The organism is Verminephrobacter aporrectodeae subsp. tuberculatae At4 (assembly GCF_000193225.1).
Taxonomy (GTDB): domain Bacteria; phylum Pseudomonadota; class Gammaproteobacteria; order Burkholderiales; family Burkholderiaceae_C; genus Acidovorax; species Acidovorax aporrectodeae.
The window spans coordinates 1-19,623 of the sequence record NZ_AFAL01000371.1 but is presented as its reverse complement, the minus strand read 5'-3'; the positions used below and the strand labels follow the sequence as shown (position 1 = coordinate 19,623).

Annotated in this window: 14 protein-coding genes, 1 tRNA gene and 1 pseudogene; 12 read left to right on the top strand and 4 right to left on the bottom strand. The window is 65.7% G+C overall.

The window, feature by feature from the left end:
- A pseudogene (locus VTU_RS31300) lies at window positions 1-249 on the bottom strand (lipid ABC transporter permease/ATP-binding protein); the annotation flags it as partial.
- Between the two features lie 206 nt (window positions 250-455).
- On the opposite strand from VTU_RS31300, the gene tolB reads away from it, so the two are divergent.
- The 5 genes from tolB to VTU_RS0109065 all read left to right on the top strand — a co-directional run bounded on the left by tolB (window position 456) and on the right by VTU_RS0109065 (window position 4,076).
- Window positions 456-1,781: a Tol-Pal system beta propeller repeat protein TolB gene (tolB, locus tag VTU_RS0109085; protein ID WP_010103461.1), complete on the top strand. Its 1,326-nt coding sequence runs from the start codon at window positions 456-458 to the stop codon at window positions 1,779-1,781.
- Window positions 1,782-1,820: 39 nt separating this feature from the next.
- Window positions 1,821-2,369, top strand: coding sequence for a peptidoglycan-associated lipoprotein Pal (pal, locus tag VTU_RS0109080; protein WP_010103459.1), 549 nt, complete (start codon window positions 1,821-1,823; stop codon window positions 2,367-2,369).
- Window positions 2,369-3,157: a tol-pal system protein YbgF gene (ybgF, locus tag VTU_RS0109075; RefSeq protein WP_010103458.1), complete on the top strand. Its 789-nt coding sequence runs from the start codon at window positions 2,369-2,371 to the stop codon at window positions 3,155-3,157. Before pal ends, ybgF begins: the two co-directional genes overlap by 1 nt.
- A complete protein-coding gene (locus VTU_RS0109070) occupies window positions 3,154-3,957 on the top strand; it encodes a tRNA threonylcarbamoyladenosine dehydratase (protein ID WP_010103457.1) in 804 nt (267 codons plus the stop codon). The genes ybgF and VTU_RS0109070 overlap by 4 nt, the downstream gene beginning before the upstream one ends.
- A gap of 43 nt (window positions 3,958-4,000) precedes the next feature.
- Window positions 4,001-4,076, top strand: a tRNA-Lys gene (locus VTU_RS0109065).
- A gap of 69 nt (window positions 4,077-4,145) precedes the next feature.
- Here the strand turns inward: VTU_RS0109065 and VTU_RS0109060 are convergent.
- The 3 genes from VTU_RS0109060 to VTU_RS0109050 form a co-directional block, all read right to left on the bottom strand.
- Complete coding sequence (locus tag VTU_RS0109060) at window positions 4,146-5,624, bottom strand: glutamate synthase subunit beta (RefSeq protein ID WP_010103455.1); 1,479 nt, start codon at window positions 5,622-5,624, stop codon at window positions 4,146-4,148.
- Window positions 5,625-5,672: 48 nt separating this feature from the next.
- Window positions 5,673-10,394, bottom strand: coding sequence for a glutamate synthase-related protein (locus VTU_RS0109055; protein ID WP_010103453.1), 4,722 nt, complete (start codon window positions 10,392-10,394; stop codon window positions 5,673-5,675).
- 68 nt (window positions 10,395-10,462) lie between these two features.
- Window positions 10,463-10,969 carry a hypothetical protein gene (locus VTU_RS0109050; protein WP_010103452.1) on the bottom strand — a complete coding sequence of 169 codons (507 nt, stop codon included), beginning with the start codon at window positions 10,967-10,969 and terminating at the stop codon, window positions 10,463-10,465.
- A gap of 249 nt (window positions 10,970-11,218) precedes the next feature.
- Here VTU_RS0109050 and glnT point away from each other — a divergent pair, with 249 nt between their 5' ends.
- The 7 genes from glnT to VTU_RS0109015 are packed head-to-tail and all read left to right on the top strand — an operon-like array spanning window position 11,219 to window position 19,490.
- Window positions 11,219-12,553, top strand: coding sequence for a type III glutamate--ammonia ligase (gene glnT, locus VTU_RS0109045; RefSeq protein WP_010103449.1), 1,335 nt, complete (start codon window positions 11,219-11,221; stop codon window positions 12,551-12,553).
- Between the two features lie 37 nt (window positions 12,554-12,590).
- Complete coding sequence (locus tag VTU_RS0109040) at window positions 12,591-14,138, top strand: FMN-binding glutamate synthase family protein (protein ID WP_010103447.1); 1,548 nt, start codon at window positions 12,591-12,593, stop codon at window positions 14,136-14,138.
- Window positions 14,139-14,155: 17 nt separating this feature from the next.
- A complete protein-coding gene (locus VTU_RS0109035) occupies window positions 14,156-15,457 on the top strand; it encodes an ABC transporter substrate-binding protein (protein ID WP_010103445.1) in 1,302 nt (433 codons plus the stop codon).
- 28 nt (window positions 15,458-15,485) lie between these two features.
- Window positions 15,486-16,214, top strand: coding sequence for an ABC transporter ATP-binding protein (locus VTU_RS0109030; protein WP_010103443.1), 729 nt, complete (start codon window positions 15,486-15,488; stop codon window positions 16,212-16,214).
- The gene (locus VTU_RS0109025; protein WP_010103442.1) at window positions 16,211-16,957 is read left to right on the top strand and encodes an ABC transporter ATP-binding protein; all 747 of its coding nucleotides are present in this window, start codon (window positions 16,211-16,213) and stop codon (window positions 16,955-16,957) included. The genes VTU_RS0109030 and VTU_RS0109025 overlap by 4 nt, the downstream gene beginning before the upstream one ends.
- Window positions 16,958-16,959: 2 nt before the next feature.
- Window positions 16,960-17,850 carry a branched-chain amino acid ABC transporter permease gene (locus VTU_RS0109020; protein WP_010103440.1) on the top strand — a complete coding sequence of 297 codons (891 nt, stop codon included), beginning with the start codon at window positions 16,960-16,962 and terminating at the stop codon, window positions 17,848-17,850.
- Between the two features lie 2 nt (window positions 17,851-17,852).
- The gene (locus VTU_RS0109015) at window positions 17,853-19,490 is read left to right on the top strand and encodes a branched-chain amino acid ABC transporter permease (protein WP_029554232.1); all 1,638 of its coding nucleotides are present in this window, start codon (window positions 17,853-17,855) and stop codon (window positions 19,488-19,490) included.
- The last annotated feature ends 133 nt before the right edge of the window (window positions 19,491-19,623 follow it).

Below are 19,623 nucleotides of genomic sequence, written 5' to 3'. Positions count from 1 at the left end.
CCCCAGGATGGCCAGGGGCACGGTCCACAGCGGCAGGCTGCCCTGCGTGAAGCCGCGGTCGAGCAAGGGTTGCAACAGAGCGGGGATGAGCGGCTCGGTCAGCGCACCCACGAGCGTCGCGGTGATGACCAGGCCCCAGGCCAGCGGCTGGCCGCCAAAGTAGCCGGACAAGCGTTTCAGGCGCGCGATCAGGCGGGTGGGTGGGGGGGAGTCGCTTGCAGGCGCTGCGTCCGGGTCTGGGGCTGGCATGTGGCGCGGATTCTACGGGGGCCGGCGGGGGAGCGGCGGTCCTTCGTCCGCGCGCGGGGCGGCACGTCCGGGAGAAGATCGCCGCAGGCCGCACCCCGGGCGCGCAGTTTGCCGCAAAGGCTTTCCGGTAACATGCGGGCCTGCCCTTGGGGGCTGCTCCGCACGGCTCCCGCGCAGCCGGCCCGTGCGGCCACCGTTGAAAGCCAATGATCACAGACAGAACCCCGACCCCTCCCTCTTGCGCGGCGCTGCCGCAGCGCCGCCGGCTGCTGGCCGCGCTCATCGCCGTGCCCGCGCTGCCCGCCGCATTCCCCGCTGCGGCGCAGTTTCGTGTCGAAGTGACGGGCGTGGGCCTGACCCAGCTGCCCATTGCCATCGCCGCGTTCCGGGGGGACGCGCAGGCCCCGCAAAAGATGTCCGCCATCGTCCAGGCCGACCTGGAGCGCAGCGGCCAGTTTCGCGCCGTGGACGCTGCCGCAGTCGCATTCGACGAGACCGCGCGCCCGGATCTGGCGCTGTGGCGGCAAAAGGGCGCCGATTCGCTGGTCGCGGGCAGCGTGGCGCGGCTGGCCGATGGGCGCTTCGACGTGCGCTTTCGTCTCTGGGACCTGGTCAAGGGGCAGGACCTGGGCGGACAGAGCTTCGCCGTCGGCCCCGGGGACCTGCGCCTCGTGGCGCACCGCATGGCCGACTTCGTCTACGAAAAACTCACCGGCGAGCGCGGGGTGTTCTCGACGCGCATCGCCTACGTGACCAAGGCCGGCTCGCGCTACAGCCTGTGGGTCGCCGACGCCGACGGCGAGAACGCGCAATCGGCGCTGTCCAGCCCGGAGCCCATCATCTCCCCCGCATGGTCGCCGAGCGGCGGCCAACTGGCGTACGTGTCCTTCGAGTCGCGCAAGCCGGTGGTCTACGTGCACGACGTGGCCTCGGGCCGCAGGCGCCTGATCGCCAACTTCCGCGGCTCGAACAGCGCCCCCGCCTGGGCGCCCGATGGCCGTTCGCTCGCGGTCACGCTCAGCCGCGACGGCGGCTCGCAGCTCTACACCATCGACGCGAACGGCGGCGAGCCGCGCCGGCTCATGCAAAGCGCCGGAATCGACACGGAGCCCGCGTTCTCGAGCGACGGCCGCAGCATCTATTTCGTCAGCGACCGGGGCGGGGCGCCGCAGATCTACAAGGTGGGCACCGCCGGCGGCAACGCGGAGCGCGTCAGCTTCAGCGGCAGCTACAACATCTCTCCCAGCGTCAGCCCCGACGGCCGCTGGCTGGCCTACATCTCCCGCGTCGCGGGCGCGTTCAAGCTGCACGTGATGGACCTGTCCTCCGGCGCGGTGAACGCCATCACCGAGAGCACGGCGGACGAGAATCCGAGCTTCGCCCCGAACAGCCGGCTCATCGTCTACGCCACCCAGCAGCAGGGCCGGGAAGCGCTGATGACCAGCACGCTGGACGGCAAAATCAAGGCCCGCCTGTCGGGCCAAGCCGGGGACATACGCGAACCGGACTGGGGACCGTTTCAGAAGCCGTAAATTCCCGGACACGTGGTCGAACTTTCAGGAGAAATTTGAATGATCAAACGCATTGCCCTTGCCCTCACCATGGCCGCGCTCATCGCGGGCTGCAGTTCCGGCGTGAAGCTGGACGAGGTACCCGTTGAAGACAAAACCGCAATCCCCACCCAGACCGGCGCCGACGGCGGCGCGAACGCCGGCAGCACGACCCCGGGCGGCGTGGCCGGCGTGGACCTCGACCAGTCGGCACGCGCCGCCGCTGCCGCCGGCCCCGTGGGGGTGGCGCGCATCGTGTACTTCGACTACGACAGCTACGTCATCCGGCCCGAGTTCCAGCCGCTCATCGAAGCGCATTCGCGCTACCTGCAGGCCGCGGGCAACCGCAAGCTCATGCTCGAAGGCCATACCGACGAGCGCGGAGGCCGCGAATACAACCTGGCGCTGGGGCAGAAACGCGCGGAGGCCGTGCGCCGCGCGCTGGGCCTGCTGGGCGTTCCCGAACGCCAAGTGGAGGCCGTGAGCTTTGGCAAGGAAAAACCGGCGGTCCAGGGCAGCACGGAAGACGTGCACGCGCAAAACCGCCGCGTCGAACTGTCCTACCGCTGATGCGCGCCCCTTTCTCCCCCGCGCGCAAAGCACTGGCAGCGCTCGTGCTGTCGGTGGGCCTGCTGCCATCGGGCCACGCGGCGCTGTTCGAAGATGGCGAGGCACGCCGGGCGATCCTGGAAATGCGCCAGCGCGTTGACGGAATGCAGCAGGCGCAGCAGCGCTCGGCAGAGGAACTGCGCCGGCTGGGCGAAGAAAACGCCCAGCTGCGCCGCAGCCTCCTCGATTTGCAGGCGCAGATCGAATCCCTGCGCGCAGAACAGGCGAAGCTCAACGGCCAGAACGAGCAATCGCTGCGCGACCTGGGCGAACTCCAGCGCCGGCAAAAGGACATCGCCCAAGGGGTTGACGACCGCCTGCGCCAGTTCGAGCCGCTGCGGGTGAACCTCGACGGCCAGGAGTTTCAGGCCGATCCGGCGGAAAAGCGCAGTTTTGAAGCCGCCCTGGCGACGTTCCGCTCGGGCAAGTTCCCGCAGGCGACTGCGGCTTTCAGCGCATTCCTGCAGCAGTACCCGCGCAGCGGCTTCCTGCCTTCGGCGCGTTTCTGGCTGGGCAACGCGCAGTACGCGACGCGCGAGTACAAGGACGCGATCGGCCACTTCAGGCAACTGCTCGCCGAGACGCCGGAGCACGCGCGCGCGCCCGAGGCCGCCCTGTCGATCGCCAACTGCCAGGTCGAGCTCAAGGACGCGCGCGCGGCGCGCAAGACGCTGGAAGACCTGGTGCGCGCCTACCCGCATTCCGAGGCCGCGGGCGCGGCCAAGGAGCGCCTTGCGCGCCTGAAGTGATCCCCGGCGAAGCGTCCTCGCCCGCGCCCGCAGCGGCCGACGACGCCGCGCTCGCGCGCCGCTTTGGCGGCCTGCAGCGGCTCTACGGCGACGTGGGCGCGGACCGGATTCGCCGCGCCCACGTCGCCGTGGTCGGCATCGGCGGCGTCGGCTCCTGGGCCGCCGAGGCCCTGGCGCGCAGCGGGGTCGGGCAGATCACGCTGATCGACCTCGACCACGTGGCCGAGTCGAACATCAACCGCCAGATCCAGGCCCTGACCGACACCGTGGGCCAGGCCAAGGTCCTGGCGATGCGCGAGCGGATCGCACGAATCCACCCCGCCTGCCGGGTCCACTGCGTCGAGGAATTCGTCGAAGCGCAAAACTGGCCGGGCCTGCTCGAGATGCCCGTTGACGCCGTCATCGACGCCTGCGACCAAGTCCGGGCCAAGGTGGTCATGGCCGTGTGGGCTAGGGCCACGGGCGTCGTGCACATCACCGCGGGGGCTGCGGGCGGCAAGCGGCACGCGCACCGGGTCGAAATCGACGACCTCGCGCACAGCACGCACGACCCGCTGCTCGCGCAACTGCGCCGCCAACTGCGCACGCAGCACGGCGCGGCGCGCGCGGGCAAAGAGATCGGGGTCACCGGCGTCTTCAGCCGGGAGGCGGTCGCGCCCGCGCATGCAGCGTGCAATACCGTGGGCGACGGCTCGCTGAACTGCCACGGCTACGGCTCGGTCGTCGCGGTCACGGCGACGTTCGGACAATGCGCGGCCGGATGGGTGCTCGACCGGTTGGCCACAGGAGCCGGGCTATAATCGAGAGCTTTTCGGCAGGCTGCCTTGGCAGCGAGCAGCGATCGGGACGTTAGCTCAGTCGGTAGAGCAGCGGACTTTTAATCCGTTGGTCACAAGTTCGAACCTTGTACGTCCTACCAAAGTAATTCTATTTGGCCGCTCCCGGCAAACTTCATCGGAGCGCTGCCCGCGCGCGGCGGGCCTTGCGCTCAGCGCGGCAGGTCGGAGTAGCCCATCAGAAACTCGTCCACCGCACGCGCCGCCTGCCGGCCCTCGCGGATGGCCCAGACCACGAGCGACTGGCCGCGGCGCATGTCGCCGGCGGCGAACACCTTGGGGACGTTGGTCGCGTAGCCGCCGTGGAAATCGGTGCCCGCGCGCGCATTGCCGCGCGCGTCCTTGTCCACGCCAAAGGCGTCGAGCACCGGGGCCACGGGGCCGACAAAGCCCATGGCGAGCAGCACGAGGTCGGCTGGCAGGATTTTTTCGGACCCGGGGCTCTCGAGCATCTTGCCGTCCTTGAACTCCACGCGCACGGTCTTGACGCCGCTGAGCCGGCCCTCTTCGCCGACGAACTCCTTGGTGGCGATGGCGAATTCGCGCGTGCAGCCTTCCTCGTGGCTGGAACTGGTGCGCAGCTTGAGCGGCCAGTAGGGCCAGGTCAGCGCGCGGTTTTCTTCCCGGGGGGGGGCGGGCAGCAGCTCGAATTGCGTGACGCTTGCGGCGCCATGGCGGCGGCTGGTTCCCACGCAGTCGCTGCCGGTGTCGCCGCCGCCGATCACGACGACGTGCTTGCCGTCGGCGCGCAGCTGCCCCTTGAGCTTGTCGCCCGCGTTCACCTTGTTTTGCTGCGGCAGGAACTCCATGGCGAAGTGGACGCCGTCGAGCTCGCGGCCGGGAATGGGCAGATCCCGCGACTGCTCGGCGCCGCCGGCGAGCAGCACGGCGTCGAAATCGGCGAGCAGTTGCCCGGGCTCCAGGTTTTCCCGGGCCCCGTTGTTGACTTTCGATCCCTTGCCCAGTCCCTGCGTGGCCGCGCCGACGAAGACCCCCGTGCGCAGGGTCACGCCCTCGGCCTGCATTTGTCCGATGCGCCGGTCGATATGCGCCTTCTCCAGCTTGAAATCCGGGATTCCGTAGCGCAGCAGGCCGCCCGCGCGGTCGTTCTTCTCGAACAGCGTGACGTCGTGGCCCGCGCGCGCGAGCTGCTGCGCCGCGGCCATTCCGGCCGGTCCGGACCCCACGACGGCGACCTTTTTGCCGCTCCTGTGCCGGGCCACGCGGGGCTGCACCCAGCCCTCCTGCCAGGCGCGGTCGATGATCGCGTGTTCGATGGATTTGATCCCCACCGGGTCGGCGTTCACGTTCAGCACGCAGGCCGCCTCGCAGGGCGCGGGGCAGATGCGGCCCGTGAACTCGGGGAAGTTGTTCGTGCTGTGCAGCACCTCGGACGCGTTCTTCCAGTCGGCGTGGTAGACCAGATCGTTGAAGTCCGGAATGACGTTGTTCACCGGGCAGCCGTGGCTGCAAAACGGCGTTCCGCAGTCCATGCAGCGCGCGCCCTGCTGCCGGCTCTGGTCCTCGTCCAGGCCGATGACGAATTCCTTGTAATGCCCGAGCCGCTCGGCGACAGGCGTGTAGCCTTCTTCGACGCGCGCGTACTCCATGAAGCCTGTGGTCTTTCCCATTGCGTGGTCCTTATCCATGAATGCCTGTGCAGAGTGCACACGGGTTTTTTACTTGGCGCAAGCCAGCTGCGCCAGCGCAGGGGTGGCGGGTTCTTCGGGCAATTTGCGGGCGTGCATTTCGGCCAGCGCGCGCTTGTATTCGGTCGGGAAGACCTTGACGAATTTGCTGCGCGACGCGGGCCAGTTGTCCAGCAGTTCGCGCGCGCGCTTGCTGCCGGTCCAGCGGTTGTGCTCCGCGAGCAGTCTCTTGAGCTGCGCCTCGTCGGTCTGGCCCTGGTGCCAGATCGCGCGGGGCACCGTGGCCTCTTGTTCGGTCGCGGGCAGGATGCGTTCGAGCGCGACCATCGCCAGGTTGCAACGGGTGTCGAAGCGGCCGTCCTCGTCGTACACGTAGGCCACGCCGCCGCTCATTCCGGCGGCGAAGTTGCGGCCGGTCTTGCCGAGCACCAGCACCGTTCCGCCCGTCATGTATTCGCAGCCGTGGTCGCCCGTGCCTTCGACCACGGCCGTGGCGCCCGACAGGCGCACGGCAAAGCGCTCGCCGGCGACGCCGCTGAAGAAGGCCTCGCCCGCGGTGGCGCCGTACATCACGGTGTTGCCGACGATGGTGTTGTGCAGCGCGTCGCCGCGAAAGTCGATGCTCGGGCGCACGATGATGCGGCCGCCGGACAGGCTCTTGCCGGTGTAGTCGTTCGCGTCGCCGATCAGGTACAGCGTGATTCCGCGCGCGAGGAAGGCGCCGAACGACTGGCCGCCCGTGCCCTCGAGCTGTATGCGGATGCTGTCGTCGGGCAGGCCCTCGGGGTGCACGCGGGTCAGCGCGCCCGAGAGCATGGCGCCCACGGAGCGGTTCACGTTGCGCACCAGCTCGATGAACTGCACGCGCTCGCCCTTTTCGATGGCCGGCCGGCTGCGCTCGATGAGCCTGCGGTCCAGCGTGTTCGCGATGTTGTGCTCCTGCTGCTGCACGTGCAGGCGCGGCACGTCGGCGGGCACGTCGGCTTGGGCGAACAGGCGGCCGAAGTCCAGGCCGCGCGCCTTCCAGTGTTCCAGGCCCTGGCGCACGTCGAGCAGGTCGCTGCGGCCGATGAGTTCGTCGAACCGGCGCAGGCCCAGCTGGGCCATGATCTGGCGCACTTCTTCGGCGACGAAGAAGAAGAAGTTCACCACGTGCTCGGGCTTGCCCGAGAACTTTCTGCGCAGCGCCGGGTCCTGCGTGGCCACGCCCACGGGGCAGGTGTTCAGATGGCATTTGCGCATCATGATGCAGCCCTCGACGACGAGCGGCGCGGTGGCGAAGCCGAATTCGTCGGCGCCGAGCAGCGCGCCGATGACGACGTCGCGGCCGGTCTTCATCTGCCCGTCGGCCTGCACGCGGATGCGCCCGCGCAGCCGGTTGAGCACCAGGGTCTGCTGGGTTTCGGCCAAACCGATTTCCCACGGGCTGCCCGCGTGCTTGATCGAGGACCAGGGGGAGGCGCCGGTGCCGCCGTCGTGCCCGGCGATCACGACGTGGTCGCTCTTGCACTTGGCGACGCCCGCGGCGATCGTCCCCACGCCCACTTCGGACACCAGCTTGACGCTGATGCTCGCGTGCGGCGCGACGTTCTTCAGGTCGTGGATCAGCTGCGCCAGGTCTTCGATCGAGTAGATGTCGTGGTGCGGCGGGGGCGAGATCAGGCCCACGCCGGGAACGCTGTGGCGCAGCCGGCCGATGTAGTCGGACACCTTGCCACCGGGCAGCTGGCCGCCTTCGCCAGGCTTGGCGCCCTGCGCCATCTTGATCTGGATCTGGTCGGCCGACGTGAGGTACTCGGCCGTGACGCCGAAGCGGCCCGAGGCCACCTGCTTGATGCGGCTGCGCAGCGAGTCGCCGTCGTGCAGCGGCAGGTCGACCTCGACGTTCTCGGCGCCGATCACGCTCTTGAGCGTGTCGCCCTTGCGGATCGGTATGCCCCGCAGTTCGTTGCGGTAGCGCGCAGCGTCCTCGCCGCCTTCGCCGGTGTTGCTCTTGCCGCCGATGCGGTTCATGGCCACGGCCAGCGTGGCGTGCGCCTCGGTGGAGATGGAGCCCAGCGACATGGCGCCGGTGGCAAAGCGCTTGACGATTTCCTGCGCGGGTTCGACCTCGTCGATCGGGATCGCCCGGGCGGGGTCGGTCCTGAATTCGAACAGGCCGCGCAGCGTCATGTGGCGCCGGCTCTGGTCGTTGATGATCTGCGCGTATTCCTTGTACGTGTTCCAGTGGTTGGCGCGCGTGCTGTGCTGCAGCTTGGCGATCGCGTCGGGCGTCCACATATGCTCCTCACCGCGCATGCGCCAGGCGTATTCACCGCCCGCGTCGAGCATGCTGGCGAGCAGCGGGTCGGCGCCAAAGGCCGCCTGGTGCATGCGGATGGCTTCTTCGGCGATCTCGAAAACGCCCATGCCTTCGACCCGGCTGGCGGTTCCGTTGAAGTACTTGCGCACGGTCCCGGTGTTCAGGCCGATGGCCTCGAACAGCTGGGCGCCGCAGTAGCTCATGTAGGTGCTCACGCCCATCTTGGACATGATCTTCGACAGCCCCTTGCCGATCGCCTTGACGTAGTTGCCGATCGCCTTTTCGGCGGACAGCGCGCCCCCCGGATCCGGGTGCATGGCGGCCAGCGTTTCCAGCGCAAGGTAGGGGTGCACGGCCTCGGCGCCGTAGCCGGCGAGCACGGCAAAGTGGTGCACCTCGCGCGCGGTTGCGGTCTCGACCACCAGGCCCGCGGTGGTGCGCAGGCCCTCGCCCACCAGATGCTGGTGTATCGCGGACAGCGCGAGCAGCGCGGGGATCGCCACCTGCGTGGCGCTGAGCGCGCGGTCGCTGACGATCAGGATGTTCGCGCCGCCCCGGATCGCGTCCACCGCCTGCGCGCACAGCGAGGCCAGCTTCGCCTCCACGCCCGCGTGGCCCCAGGCCAGCGGGTAGGTGATGTCGATGACGGCGCTCTTGAACTTGCCGTTCGTGTGGCGTCCGATGTCGTGCAGCTTGGCCATGTCGGCAAAGTCGAGAACGGGCTGGCTCACCTCCAGGCGCATCGGCGGGTTCACCTGGTTGATGTCCAGCAGGTTGGGCTTGGGGCCGATGAAGCTGTTGAGCGACATCACGATGGCCTCGCGGATCGGGTCGATCGGCGGGTTCGTCACCTGCGCGAAGAGCTGCTTGAAGTAGTTGTACAGCGGCTTGTTCTTGCCCGAGAGGACGGCCAGCGGGCTGTCGTTGCCCATCGAGCCGATGCCTTCCTCGCCGTTCCTGGCCATGGGCGCCATCAGGAACTGGATGTCCTCCTGCGTATAGCCAAAGGCCTGCTGGCGCTCGAGCAGCGCCAGCGTGGCAGACTGCGGCGCCGCGGTGCCGGGAGCGGTTTCTATGCTGTCGAGCTTGATGCGCAGGTTCTCGATCCACTGCTTGTAGGGCTTGGTGTTGACGATGTTCGCCTTGAGCTCGTCGTCGTCGATCATGCGGCCCTGCTCCAGGTCGATGAGGAACATCCGGCCGGGTTGCAGGCGCCACTTGCGCACGATCTTGTTCTCGGGAACGGGGAGCACGCCCGATTCCGAGCCCATGATCACCAAGTCGTCGTCGGTGATGCAGTAGCGCGACGGGCGCAGGCCGTTGCGGTCCAGCGTGGCGCCGATCTGGCGGCCGTCGGTGAACACGATGGACGCGGGGCCGTCCCAGGGCTCGAGCATGGCCGCGTGGTACTCGTAGAACGCGCGGCGGCGCTCGTCCATCGTGCCGTGCTGCTCCCAGGGCTCGGGGATCATCATCATCACGGCCTGGCTGATGGGGTAGCCGGCCATGGTCAGCAACTCCAGGCAGTTGTCGAACGTGGCCGTGTCCGACTGGTCCGCAAAGCTGATCGGGTAGAGCTTGTGCAGATCGGCCGCGAGAACGGGCGAGGCCATCACGCCCTCGCGCGCCTTCATCCAGTTGTAGTTGCCCTTGACGGTGTTGATTTCACCGTTGTGCGCCACGTAGCGGTACGGGTGCGCCAGAGGCCATTCGGGAAACGTGTTCGTGGAAAAGCGCTGGTGCACCAAGCCGAGCGCCGAGACGCAGCGCGCGTCCTGCAGATCCAGATAGTAGGTCGCGACCTGGTCGGCGAGCAGCAGGCCCTTGTAGACCACGGTGCGGCTGCTCATGCTCGGAACGTAGTACTCCTTGCCGTGCTCGAGGCGCAGCGCCTGGATGGCGGCGCTCGCGGTCTTGCGGATCACGTACAGCTTGCGCTCGAGCGCGTCCTGCACGATCACGTCGCTGCCGCGGCCAATGAACACCTGGCGCAGGATGGGCTCCTTCTTGCGCACCGCGGGCGACATGGGCATGTCGCGGTTCACCGGCACGTCGCGCCAGCCGAGCAGCACCTGGCCTTCGGCCCGGATGGCGCGCTCCATCGCCTGCTCGCAGGCCAGGCGCGACGCGTGCTCCTTGGGCAGAAAGATCATTCCCACGCCGTATTCGCCCGCAGCGGGCAGGCGCACGCCCTGCCGGGCCATTTCCTCGCGGTACAGCGCGTCCGGGAGCTGGATCAGGATGCCCGCGCCGTCGCCCATCAGCGGGTCGGCGCCCACGGCGCCGCGGTGGTCGATGTTTTCCAGGATCTTCAGCGCCTGGGTCACGATGTCGTGGCGCTTCACGCCCTTGATGTGCGCCACGAACCCGAGCCCGCAGGCGTCGTGTTCGTGGGCCGGTGAATACAGACCGTGTTGGTGCAGATGCTCGATCTCGGCTACCGTGGCCATGGCGCGCTCCTCGTATTTTTCGCAGGGAGTGCGAGCGTAGTGCATCGCGGCGTGCTTTGGCAAATGAATCAATCGGGGTCAGATTCTTTTATGAAGCCTGGTTCGGTTCTTCCGGGTTTTATGGGGGACATATCATCGGGCGGGAAGCTGGGACGGCACACTTTGGCGCAGCAGCAGGGTGCCTTGCGCCATGCCGGGGTCCCCTGCAGTGCCTTGAGCGCGGCGTTCAGGGCGAGCCAGCCGGCGGTCCCATCGCCAGCCAGGGACAGGCCGAGTTCGCGGATCTCGCCGGTTCTCGGGTGCAGCGCCTGGTACTCGGCGGTCATGGCGGGTAGCGTGATTTCCAGCGAGACTTCCCAACCGTTCTGCGACCATTCGGCCTGCACGCTGCCTTCGGCGGTGGGGTAGAGACAGGGCAATGGCAGGTCGGGTGCGTAATGCGCGCCGAAGGCCTGCGCCAGGCGGAGCAGCGCGGCCCGGTCGGGGGCGCGGCCCTTGCCGTCCAGCCAACCATCCTGCAGTTGGATGAGCTCTTCGATGCGGGTTTCGATGGTCAGAATAGTTGTCGCCTCCATGCGGCGTTGTTGCAGAAATCTTGGCTTAGCGACTGATGGTCGAGTGTAAGCATTTCACCAGCACCGATTGCCACCCGTCAGGTGGCGTCGATGCGCTCGCTAGTGTTTCCCCTGGAGAATGTTTGTTGACACCCATGAAACCTCTCGCCTACACTGAATTGTCGAGTCATCTGACCGTGCTTGGTTTCGATGTACTTCTCACAACGCAGTCAGTGATCACGCGCCCGATCGACCAAGGAAAGGCCCGAAATGAATCCTGGTGAAGTCCGGCAGTTCTTCAGCGACAACTCGGTCAAGTACGTGCTGGCGCAGTTCGTGGACATCCACGGTTGTGCCAAGACCAAGTCGGTGCCGGTGGAGCACTACGGACACATCCTCAAGGATGGTGCGGGCTTTGCGGGGTTCGCGATCTGGGGCATGGGCATCACACCAAATGGCCCCGACTACATGGCGGTCGGTGATCCCTCCACCTTGACTCCCGTGCCATGGCAACCGGGCTACGCCCGCATAGTTTGCGATGGCCACTTGAATGGCAAGCCGCATGTGTACGACACGCGCGTCTTGCTCAAGAAGCAGCTTGAGCGGGTCGCGGCGCGTGGCTGGACCTTCTTCACCGGACTGGAGCCCGAGTTTTCGGTCCTGAAGAAATCGATCAGCGGTCAGATCGAACCCTGCGATCCCTCCGACACCTTGAACAAGCCCTGCTATGACTACAAGGGGCTGTCGCGGACGCGCGTTTTCCTGGAGCGACTTACCGAGGCACTGCGCGCGGCCGGCGTGGATGTTTTCCAGATCGACCACGAAGACGCTAACGGCCAGTTTGAAATCAACTACACCTTCACCGACTGCCTGACTTCCTGCGATCACTATGTCTTGTTCAAGATGGCCGCCTCGGAGCTGGCCTCTGATCTGGGGCTGATCTGCTCGTTTATGCCCAAGCCCTTCGCAAACCGCCCCGGCAACGGCATGCACATGCACATGCACATGAGCCTCGGCGAGGGCAAACGAAACCTGTTCGAAGACAAGAGCGATCCACGCGGGCTGCAGCTCTCCAAGCTTGGCTATCAGTTCACCGCGGGTCTGCTGAAGCACGCTCCGGCGCTGACGGCACTGTGCTGCCCATCGGTCAACTCCTATAAGCGGCTGGTCGTCGGTCGTTCCCTGACGGGCGCGAGCTGGGCCCCCGCCTACATCAGCTACGGCCTCAACAATCGATCCTCGATGCTGCGAGGACCGGGCGGCCGCATCGAACTGCGGCTGCCCGACGCGGGCTGCAACCCGTACCTCGCGACCGCCGCGGTGATCGCGGCCGGCCTCGACGGCGTCGAGCACGACCTCGATCCCGGCGCACCCAACAACGACAACTTGTACGACTACAGCGCGGCGCAGTTGCGCGACGCCGGGATCGGCCTGCTGCCGCAGAACCTGCACGAGGCGTTGCTTGCGCTCGAGAACGAACCGCTGATGATGAAAGCGCTCGGCCCCGCTGCCGACGAGTTCCTGCGTCTGAAGCACATGGAATGGATCGAGTACATGCGGCATGTCTCGGACTGGGAAATCAAGAGCTACCTCGAATTCTTTTGATCACGACTTGGAGCCCGCGATGTGTGGAATCGTTGGATTGCTGGTGAAGAAGCCTGCGCTGCAGGCACAGCTGGGGGCACTGATGGTGCCGATGCTGATCGGGATGACCGATCGCGGCCCCGAATCAGCCGGGCTCGCGGTATTCGGCACGCCGGTCGATGCGTCGGAACGCAAGATCAGTGTCTACGCCGGCTTCACCGAAGAAGGCTCGGCGTTCAACTGGGCAGCCCTCGCGAACGCGCTTGGTCGGGATCTCGAAATCGAGGCGGCAGCCTCGGCGAACGGCAACCGCAAGTTGCCGCACTTCGACGACCTGCTGTTCCTCGACGCGTCAATCAGCCGCTATCCGCTCGAGGGCTATCGCGAGCGCTGCGGTACCGATGTTGTGCTCGGCACCCGCTTCGCGAAGAAGCCGATCCACCTCAAGACGCCCGCGACGATTGCCGGCATGAGCTTCGGCGCCCTGTCGGGCCGCGCGAAGGAAGCACTCGGCCGGGGCGCCAGTACGGTCGGCACCAGCACGACCACGGGCGACGGCGGCATGACGGCCGAGGAACGCAGCCACTCGTCCATCCTCGTCTACCAATACTTGCCATCGCGCTACGGCATGAATCCCGACGACCTGCGCAAGGCGGACGCCATTGAGGTGGTCATCGGCCAAGGCGCAAAGCCCGGCGGCGGCGGCATGCTGCTCGGCCAGAAAATCAGTGCCCGCGTCGCGAAGATGCGTTGCCTGCCCGAGGGCATTGATCAGCGTTCGGCCTGCCGTCACCCCGACTGGACCGGCCCCGACGATCTCGAGATCAAGCTGCACGAGTTACGCGAGATCACCGACTGGGAGAAGCCGATTTACGTGAAGGTCGGGGCGACGCGACCGTACTACGACGTGGCCCTTGCGGTGAAGGCAGGCGCGGATGTTGTCGTTCTCGACGGCATGCAGGGCGGCACGGCGGCGACACAGGAGGTCTTCATCGAGCATGTCGGCATCCCGATCCTTGCGGCGATCCGGCCCGCGGTGCAGGCGCTGCAGGATCTGAACATGCATCGCAAGGTGCAGTTGATCGTTTCCGGAGGCATCCGCAACGGTGCCGACGTGGCCAAAGCTTTGGCGCTCGGCGCCGATGCTGTCGCGATCGGAACCGCGGCACTGGTCGCGCTCGGCGACATCGACCCGATGCACGAAGCCGACTACAACGCGCTCGGCACCACGGCCGGTGCTTATGACGACTGGCACGAAGGGCGCGACCCGGCAGGCATCACCACTCAGGACCCGAGGCTCGCCGAGCGAATCGATCCGGTGCTGGCTGGCCGGCGGTTGGCGAACTACTTGTCGGTCATCACGATGGAAGCGCAAGTGATTGCGCGCGCTTGCGGAAAGTCGCACCTCTTGAACCTCGATCCCGAGGATCTGGTGGCGCTGACCATGGAAGCCGCCGCGATGGCGCGGGTGCCGCTGGCCGGCACCGAATGGATTCCCGGGCAACGGCTCGCCGTCGAACCACGGAAACCTCTCGAGTTAAGAGTCGACACCGTAGGACGAAAGTCCATCGGGCCGAAGGAGTGGGTGGGTGTCTCAACTGCTTGAACTGAAGGAGAATGGCCATGGCCAGTGAACTGGATCGTAATCGCCGTCGCATTCTGGGCGCAGCAGCGGCGGGTCTTGCGGCGGCTGAATTTTCACCGGGTCTCATCGGATCGGCGTTCGCGCAATCCGGCAAGCCCATTCTGCTGGGCGTGCCGACGTGCCAGACCGCTGCGGCGGGCGTGGCCGACGACAACGATCATTGGCAGGGCACCACGCTCGCGATGGAAGAAATCAACGCGGCCGGCGGCATCCTCGGTCGACCGCTGAAGCTCTTCAAAACCGACGTCGACAAGCTCTCGCCCGAGAGTTGCAAGCAGGCGATCGCCGCGTGCATCGACGCGAAGGTGCACGCCATCTCCAACGCCTTTATGTTCGCGCCGATCCCGGCGATCGACGAGTCCGCCAAGTACAAGGCCCCGTACCTGCAGGGCAACACGCAGCGCGCAGCGACCGAAGTGTTCAAAGCCAACCCGACGAAGTACAGCCACGTCTTCCAGACCGACCCCTCGGAAGTGCACTACGGCTACACCTATCCGCTGTGGTTGGAGGCGATGGAAAAGTCCGGCGCCTGGAAGCCGAAGAATCGCAAGGTGCACATCGTTCAGGAGCAGGTCGGCTATTGCCAGACGATCTCGAAGGCCTGTCAAGAGGCGTTGAAGAAGAGCAGCTTCAAGCTCGCCGCTGTGACGGACATCCAGTTCCCGGTGCAGGACTGGGCCCCGGTGATCCGCAAACTGAAGGAAGTAGACGCCGGCGCCATCATGATCGACCACTGGGTGGCCGCCGAGTACGCCGCGTTCTGCAAGCAGTTTCGCGCCAACCCCGTCAAGGACTCGCTGGTCTATCTGCAGTACGGTCCCTCGCAACCCGAGTTCCTGACACTCGCCGGTGAAGCGGCCAACGGCTTCTGCTGGAGCACCGTGCTCGGCGTTTATGGCGACAAGAAGGGCAACGACTTCCGCGCCAAGTATAAGAAGCGTTTCCCCGGAATCATGGGTCTCGTCTATACCGGCAATGGCTACGACATCGTCTACTACCTGAAGGCTGCGTGGGAAGCGACCAAGAATCCCGAAGACTTCAAGGCAGTCTGCGAGTGGATACGCGCCAACCCTTACCGCGGCGTCTGCGGACAGATGGACATGCGCAACCCTTACCAAGAGGCGGCGCACTTCCCCGACAACGGCTACGACATTTCAGCCAAGACACTGGAAGCGGGCATGAGCCAGCTCTACGTGCAGGTGCAGAACAAGGAACACAAGATCGTGTTCCCGTATGAGATCAAGGAGTCCGCGCTGCAGAAGGCACCCTGGTGGAGTTGAGATCGTGATTCCTACCAACACTTCGTCCGTGGCCCTGTTTGGCTGCCGTGACATTGCGCTCGACTTGGGCGGCCGACAGATCCTGCACAACATCAGCCTGCAGGTCAGTCGCGGTGAGGTGCTGGGCATCATCGGCCCGAACGGCGCTGGCAAGACCAGCCTGTTCGAGGTGCTTTCAGGGCGAATTCGGCCCAAGCGCGGGCAGGTCGAGTTCGAGGGCCGGGATGTGACGACGCTGCCGCTGCATCAACGCGCACGCCTGGGCATCGGCCGTACTTTTCAAACCCCGGTCGTGCCCGACGAACTGACGGTCGGCGAGACATTCAAGGCCGCGCGCCAAGCCTACAAGCCCTACCTCACGCGCTTCGACGCCGAGTACGGCGCCGAGGTGGTCAGCTTCAAGGTCGCGCCCGACGTGCCGACGGTGAAGCTCGACGCGCTTGATCGACGCAAGCTGCTGCTTGCCTGCCTGCTGATGCGGCGCCCAAAGATCCTGCTGATGGACGAGCCGGCGGCCGGCTTGATCAACTCCGAGGTCGACGAGATCGACCAGCACATCCGGCTTCTGTCCAAGGACATGAACATCTCGGTCATCATCGTCGAACACCGCATCGAGCTGCTCGAGACCATCGCAGACCGGGTGATGGTAATGGACGCCGGCGAGACCATCTCCGAAGGTTCGCTCGCCCATGTGCTCTCGGATCCGAAGGTTCACGCCGCTTACTTCGAGAACGTGGTCGAAGGAGCACTGAGATGAGCGAAGCGACCGCAAGCGCGCCACTACGCGCAGAAGTACTCAACGTCAAGGGTCTGTCCGCCGGCTATGGTCCGATGCGCGTGCTTCATGACCTGGATTTCAGCGTCAACGCCGGGGAAAGAGTGGGTCTCGTGGGTCTCAACGGCCACGGCAAGTCCACGCTGTTCTATGCCATTGCCGGGCTGACCGGCTGGCAGCGTGGTTCGATCCGCCTGAACGGCCATGAAGTCGGCCGCACGCGCAGCCAGGGTCCGGGTCGCTACACGCACCTGATCGTTCACCGAGGGCTCGCGCTGATTCCGCAAGGCGACGAAATCTTCCACGGGCTGACGGTCGAGGAGCACCTCGATTCCGGAGCGTTCACGCCACGCGCGTGGCGCGAACGGGCGCAGCGCAAGGAGCGCGTGCTGGCGATCTTCCCACCTCTCGTGAAGCTGATGCGCACCGCGGTCGGTCGGCTCTCCGGTGGTGAGCGGCGAATGGTCTCGATCGGCCGAGGACTGATGGCCGAGGCTTCGCTGTTCCTGGTCGACGAGCCGTCTCTCGGCCTCGCACCGAAGATCGGCAAGGGCGTGATGGATGCACTGATGTCAGTCGACCTGGGCACTTCGGCAATGGTGATCGCCGAGCAAAACGTGGCGCTGCTCGAAGGCCGGGTTGACCGGATCATCGGCATGCACGTCGGCAAACTCAAAGGTGAAGCCTCAGCACACCTCGGCTTTCAGACTACGCGGGAGAAATGAGCATGGAACTCGCGGATCTGGGATTCGTCCTCATCAACACTGTCGTGCTGGCGTGCATCTATGGCACGCTCGCGATCGGGATCTCGATCACATGGTCGAGCGTCGGTCTGATCAATCTGGCCTACGGTTTCATCTACGCGGTGGCAGGCTATGGTGCATGGATGATGGCGCAATACGTCACCGACAACGGCGCTGTGGTGCTGGCTGCCGGCGTGCTCACCGGCGCACTGGCCGGCGTATTCGTCTGCGCGCTGGCCTTCATTCCGATCCACGACAAACCCAATTTTCCGGTGCGCGGCATGATTGCCACGTTGGCCATCAGCCTGATCGGCATGCAGACACTGCTTTGGGTGTTCGGACCCTTGTCGAAGAACCTGCCGGAGATCTTTGGCAGTGGCAGTGTGATGCTTGGCGATACCGCACTGACAGCCGACAAGATCGGCAACGTGTTGGTCTCGATCGGTTTCGTAGCCGTGGTCGTGTTGTGGATGCGGTCGAGCCGGCGCGGCCTCGAGATCCGCGCGATGATGATGAACCCGCACGCAGCCGCCATCGTCGGCATTGGTGTGCGCCGCACCGGTTTTTACGTGATGGCGATCACCGGCGCGATGGCGGGGCTGGCCGCTGTGCTGCTCTCGCAGACGTACTACATCTCGCCGTTCGGCGGCCTGACCCCGATGATCAAGGGCGTCAGCATCGCGCTCTGCGGTGGTCTCGGCAGCGTGCAAGGCGCGATCATTGCTGCCGCGATCCTCGGGCTCAATGAAGCCGTCACCGGCGTTGTGCTGGGTGGCCAGTATGTGTTGATCACACAGTTTCTACTGATCATCGTGATCCTGCTGATCCGCCCGCGCGGCATCGCCGGCATCGTAGACCGGGCGCGGGAGGCCTGAACATGAGCAACACTTGGCGCAATCCATTGTTCGGCTGGGGAGTCGATCGGGCCGAGGCGGAGACCCCGGCGCAGCCTTATCGCCCACCGCAGGAACCCTGGGACGCAACCCGTGAATCGAAGGCACCGATGCTGCCGGTGGGCCGCCTGCGCTATTACTACAAGTGGGGCGGGCACGGCGACTCGCTGTGGAACAAGATCCGCTACTGGCCGACGCGCCGCCGGGTTCTGCACATCCGCGGCGAGTACAACCCGAAAACCTTGCACCGCGAGAAGACCATCGTCGACAAGCGGCCGATCTGGTGGGTGATGGGACTGGCCGCGCTATTCCTGATGCCGTTGTACCTGCCCTCGGAGTTTCGCGGCACGTTGCTCGCGGCGGGTGCGATCTTTGCGATCTACGCCGCCATCAACCTGTGCTGGATGCTGATCATCGGCACGGCCGGCATTTACTCGCTGGCGAGTTATGCAGTGGTCGGATCGGCCGCATTCGGCACGGCGTGGCTGTCGATCTATCTGCATATTCCGTGGTATCTGCTGCCCTTCCTGGGCGGAGGGATCGGACTCGTCTTCGGCATGATCAGCGCGATCCCCGCGACTCGGCTGGACGGCTTCTACTATGCTCTGCTGACGATCGGCCTGAATGAACTGTGTCGCGTCTACACGCTGCAGTCGAAGGCGTTTGGTTCGGCCAGCGGCGGCCTCTACGGCGCGGACACCTATATCCCGGAGTCGTGGACTGCCGACAACCAGTCGCTGCTCGCGTTCTATGCGGCGCTGGTGCTGATGTTGCTGGCGTTGGCGTTGTTCCGTGCGGTCAACGGCACGCGGCTCGGCCGCATCCTGCGGATGGCACCGGAAAAGCGCGAGGCGTTTGCCGAAGCCACCGGCGTGAACTTCCGGCGCGCACGCATCACCGTGTTCGTGATCTCGTCGATCGCGCTCGGCTTTATCGGTGGCTTTTATACGGCGCACTACCGCGGCGTGGCGTTCTCGATCTTCAGTTTCGACACCGTGCTGCTCGGTCTGGGCATGCTTGTGATTGGCGGCATCGGGCGCGCAGAAGGTGCCGTCGTCGGTGCGCTGATCGTCGTGTTCCTCGACAAGGCCTTGATGCCGCTCGGCCCGATCCGGCTGATTCTGATCGGCCTGATCATGCTCGGCGTGGTGTTGTTCCTGCGTCAGGGCCTGTTCGGCATCAAGCAGCAGTTCCGTGCCTGGCGGGACAAGAAGAAGAGCGAGAAGCGCTCGATCCGTTCCGAAAAAGGAGGCGAAATGCTACCCGAAGAAGCCACTGAAACCCTCGACAAGGACATGCTCTACTGGCGCCGCTACGACAAGATGCAGCGCGACTACCTCAAGAAGGTGGTCTCGGCCGAGCTGATCGAAGAGCATCGCCGCTGTCCGCTTGGCCAGCACAGCGAGCCGCTCGAACGGCTATTGCTGTACTTCCGTCGCGCACCGCTGAACGACAAGTACGCGATTGTCGCCGTCGAGCCGTTCAAAGCGTATCGCATCGTCGCATTGTCCGGGCACCGTGGTGTCGCGCCGCGCATCGTCGAAGACAAGATCCACGCTACGCAGGAAGAGGCTTATCACGGTGTATTTCTGCGCCGTGTGCAAGACCTGATGGAGTCCTGAGGAATCCCGGAGCCCCCTATGGCAAACGTCAAACTATTCGGCTATGCCGACCAGATCTCGGTACGACCCGGAGACACGATCGACTTTCACGTCACGGCCGACGGCACGCGCGAAGTTCAGGCGCAGCTGGTGC

Excerpts from the sequence above, each read along its gene's own strand:
- tolB (WP_010103461.1), top strand. The coding sequence starts at position 456 with ATGATCACAGACAGAACCCCGACCCCTCCCTCTTGCGCGGCGCTGCCG.
- pal (WP_010103459.1), top strand. The coding sequence starts at position 1,821 with ATGATCAAACGCATTGCCCTTGCCCTCACCATGGCCGCGCTCATCGCG.
- ybgF (WP_010103458.1), top strand. The coding sequence starts at position 2,369 with ATGCGCGCCCCTTTCTCCCCCGCGCGCAAAGCACTGGCAGCGCTCGTG.
- VTU_RS0109060 (WP_010103455.1), bottom strand. The coding sequence starts at position 5,624 with ATGGGAAAGACCACAGGCTTCATGGAGTACGCGCGCGTCGAAGAAGGC.
- VTU_RS0109055 (WP_010103453.1), bottom strand. The coding sequence starts at position 10,394 with ATGGCCACGGTAGCCGAGATCGAGCATCTGCACCAACACGGTCTGTAT.
- VTU_RS0109050 (WP_010103452.1), bottom strand. The coding sequence starts at position 10,969 with ATGGAGGCGACAACTATTCTGACCATCGAAACCCGCATCGAAGAGCTC.
- glnT (WP_010103449.1), top strand. The coding sequence starts at position 11,219 with ATGAATCCTGGTGAAGTCCGGCAGTTCTTCAGCGACAACTCGGTCAAG.
- VTU_RS0109035 (WP_010103445.1), top strand. The coding sequence starts at position 14,156 with ATGGCCAGTGAACTGGATCGTAATCGCCGTCGCATTCTGGGCGCAGCA.
- VTU_RS0109025 (WP_010103442.1), top strand. The coding sequence starts at position 16,211 with ATGAGCGAAGCGACCGCAAGCGCGCCACTACGCGCAGAAGTACTCAAC.
- VTU_RS0109020 (WP_010103440.1), top strand. The coding sequence starts at position 16,960 with ATGGAACTCGCGGATCTGGGATTCGTCCTCATCAACACTGTCGTGCTG.
- VTU_RS0109015 (WP_029554232.1), top strand. The coding sequence starts at position 17,853 with ATGAGCAACACTTGGCGCAATCCATTGTTCGGCTGGGGAGTCGATCGG.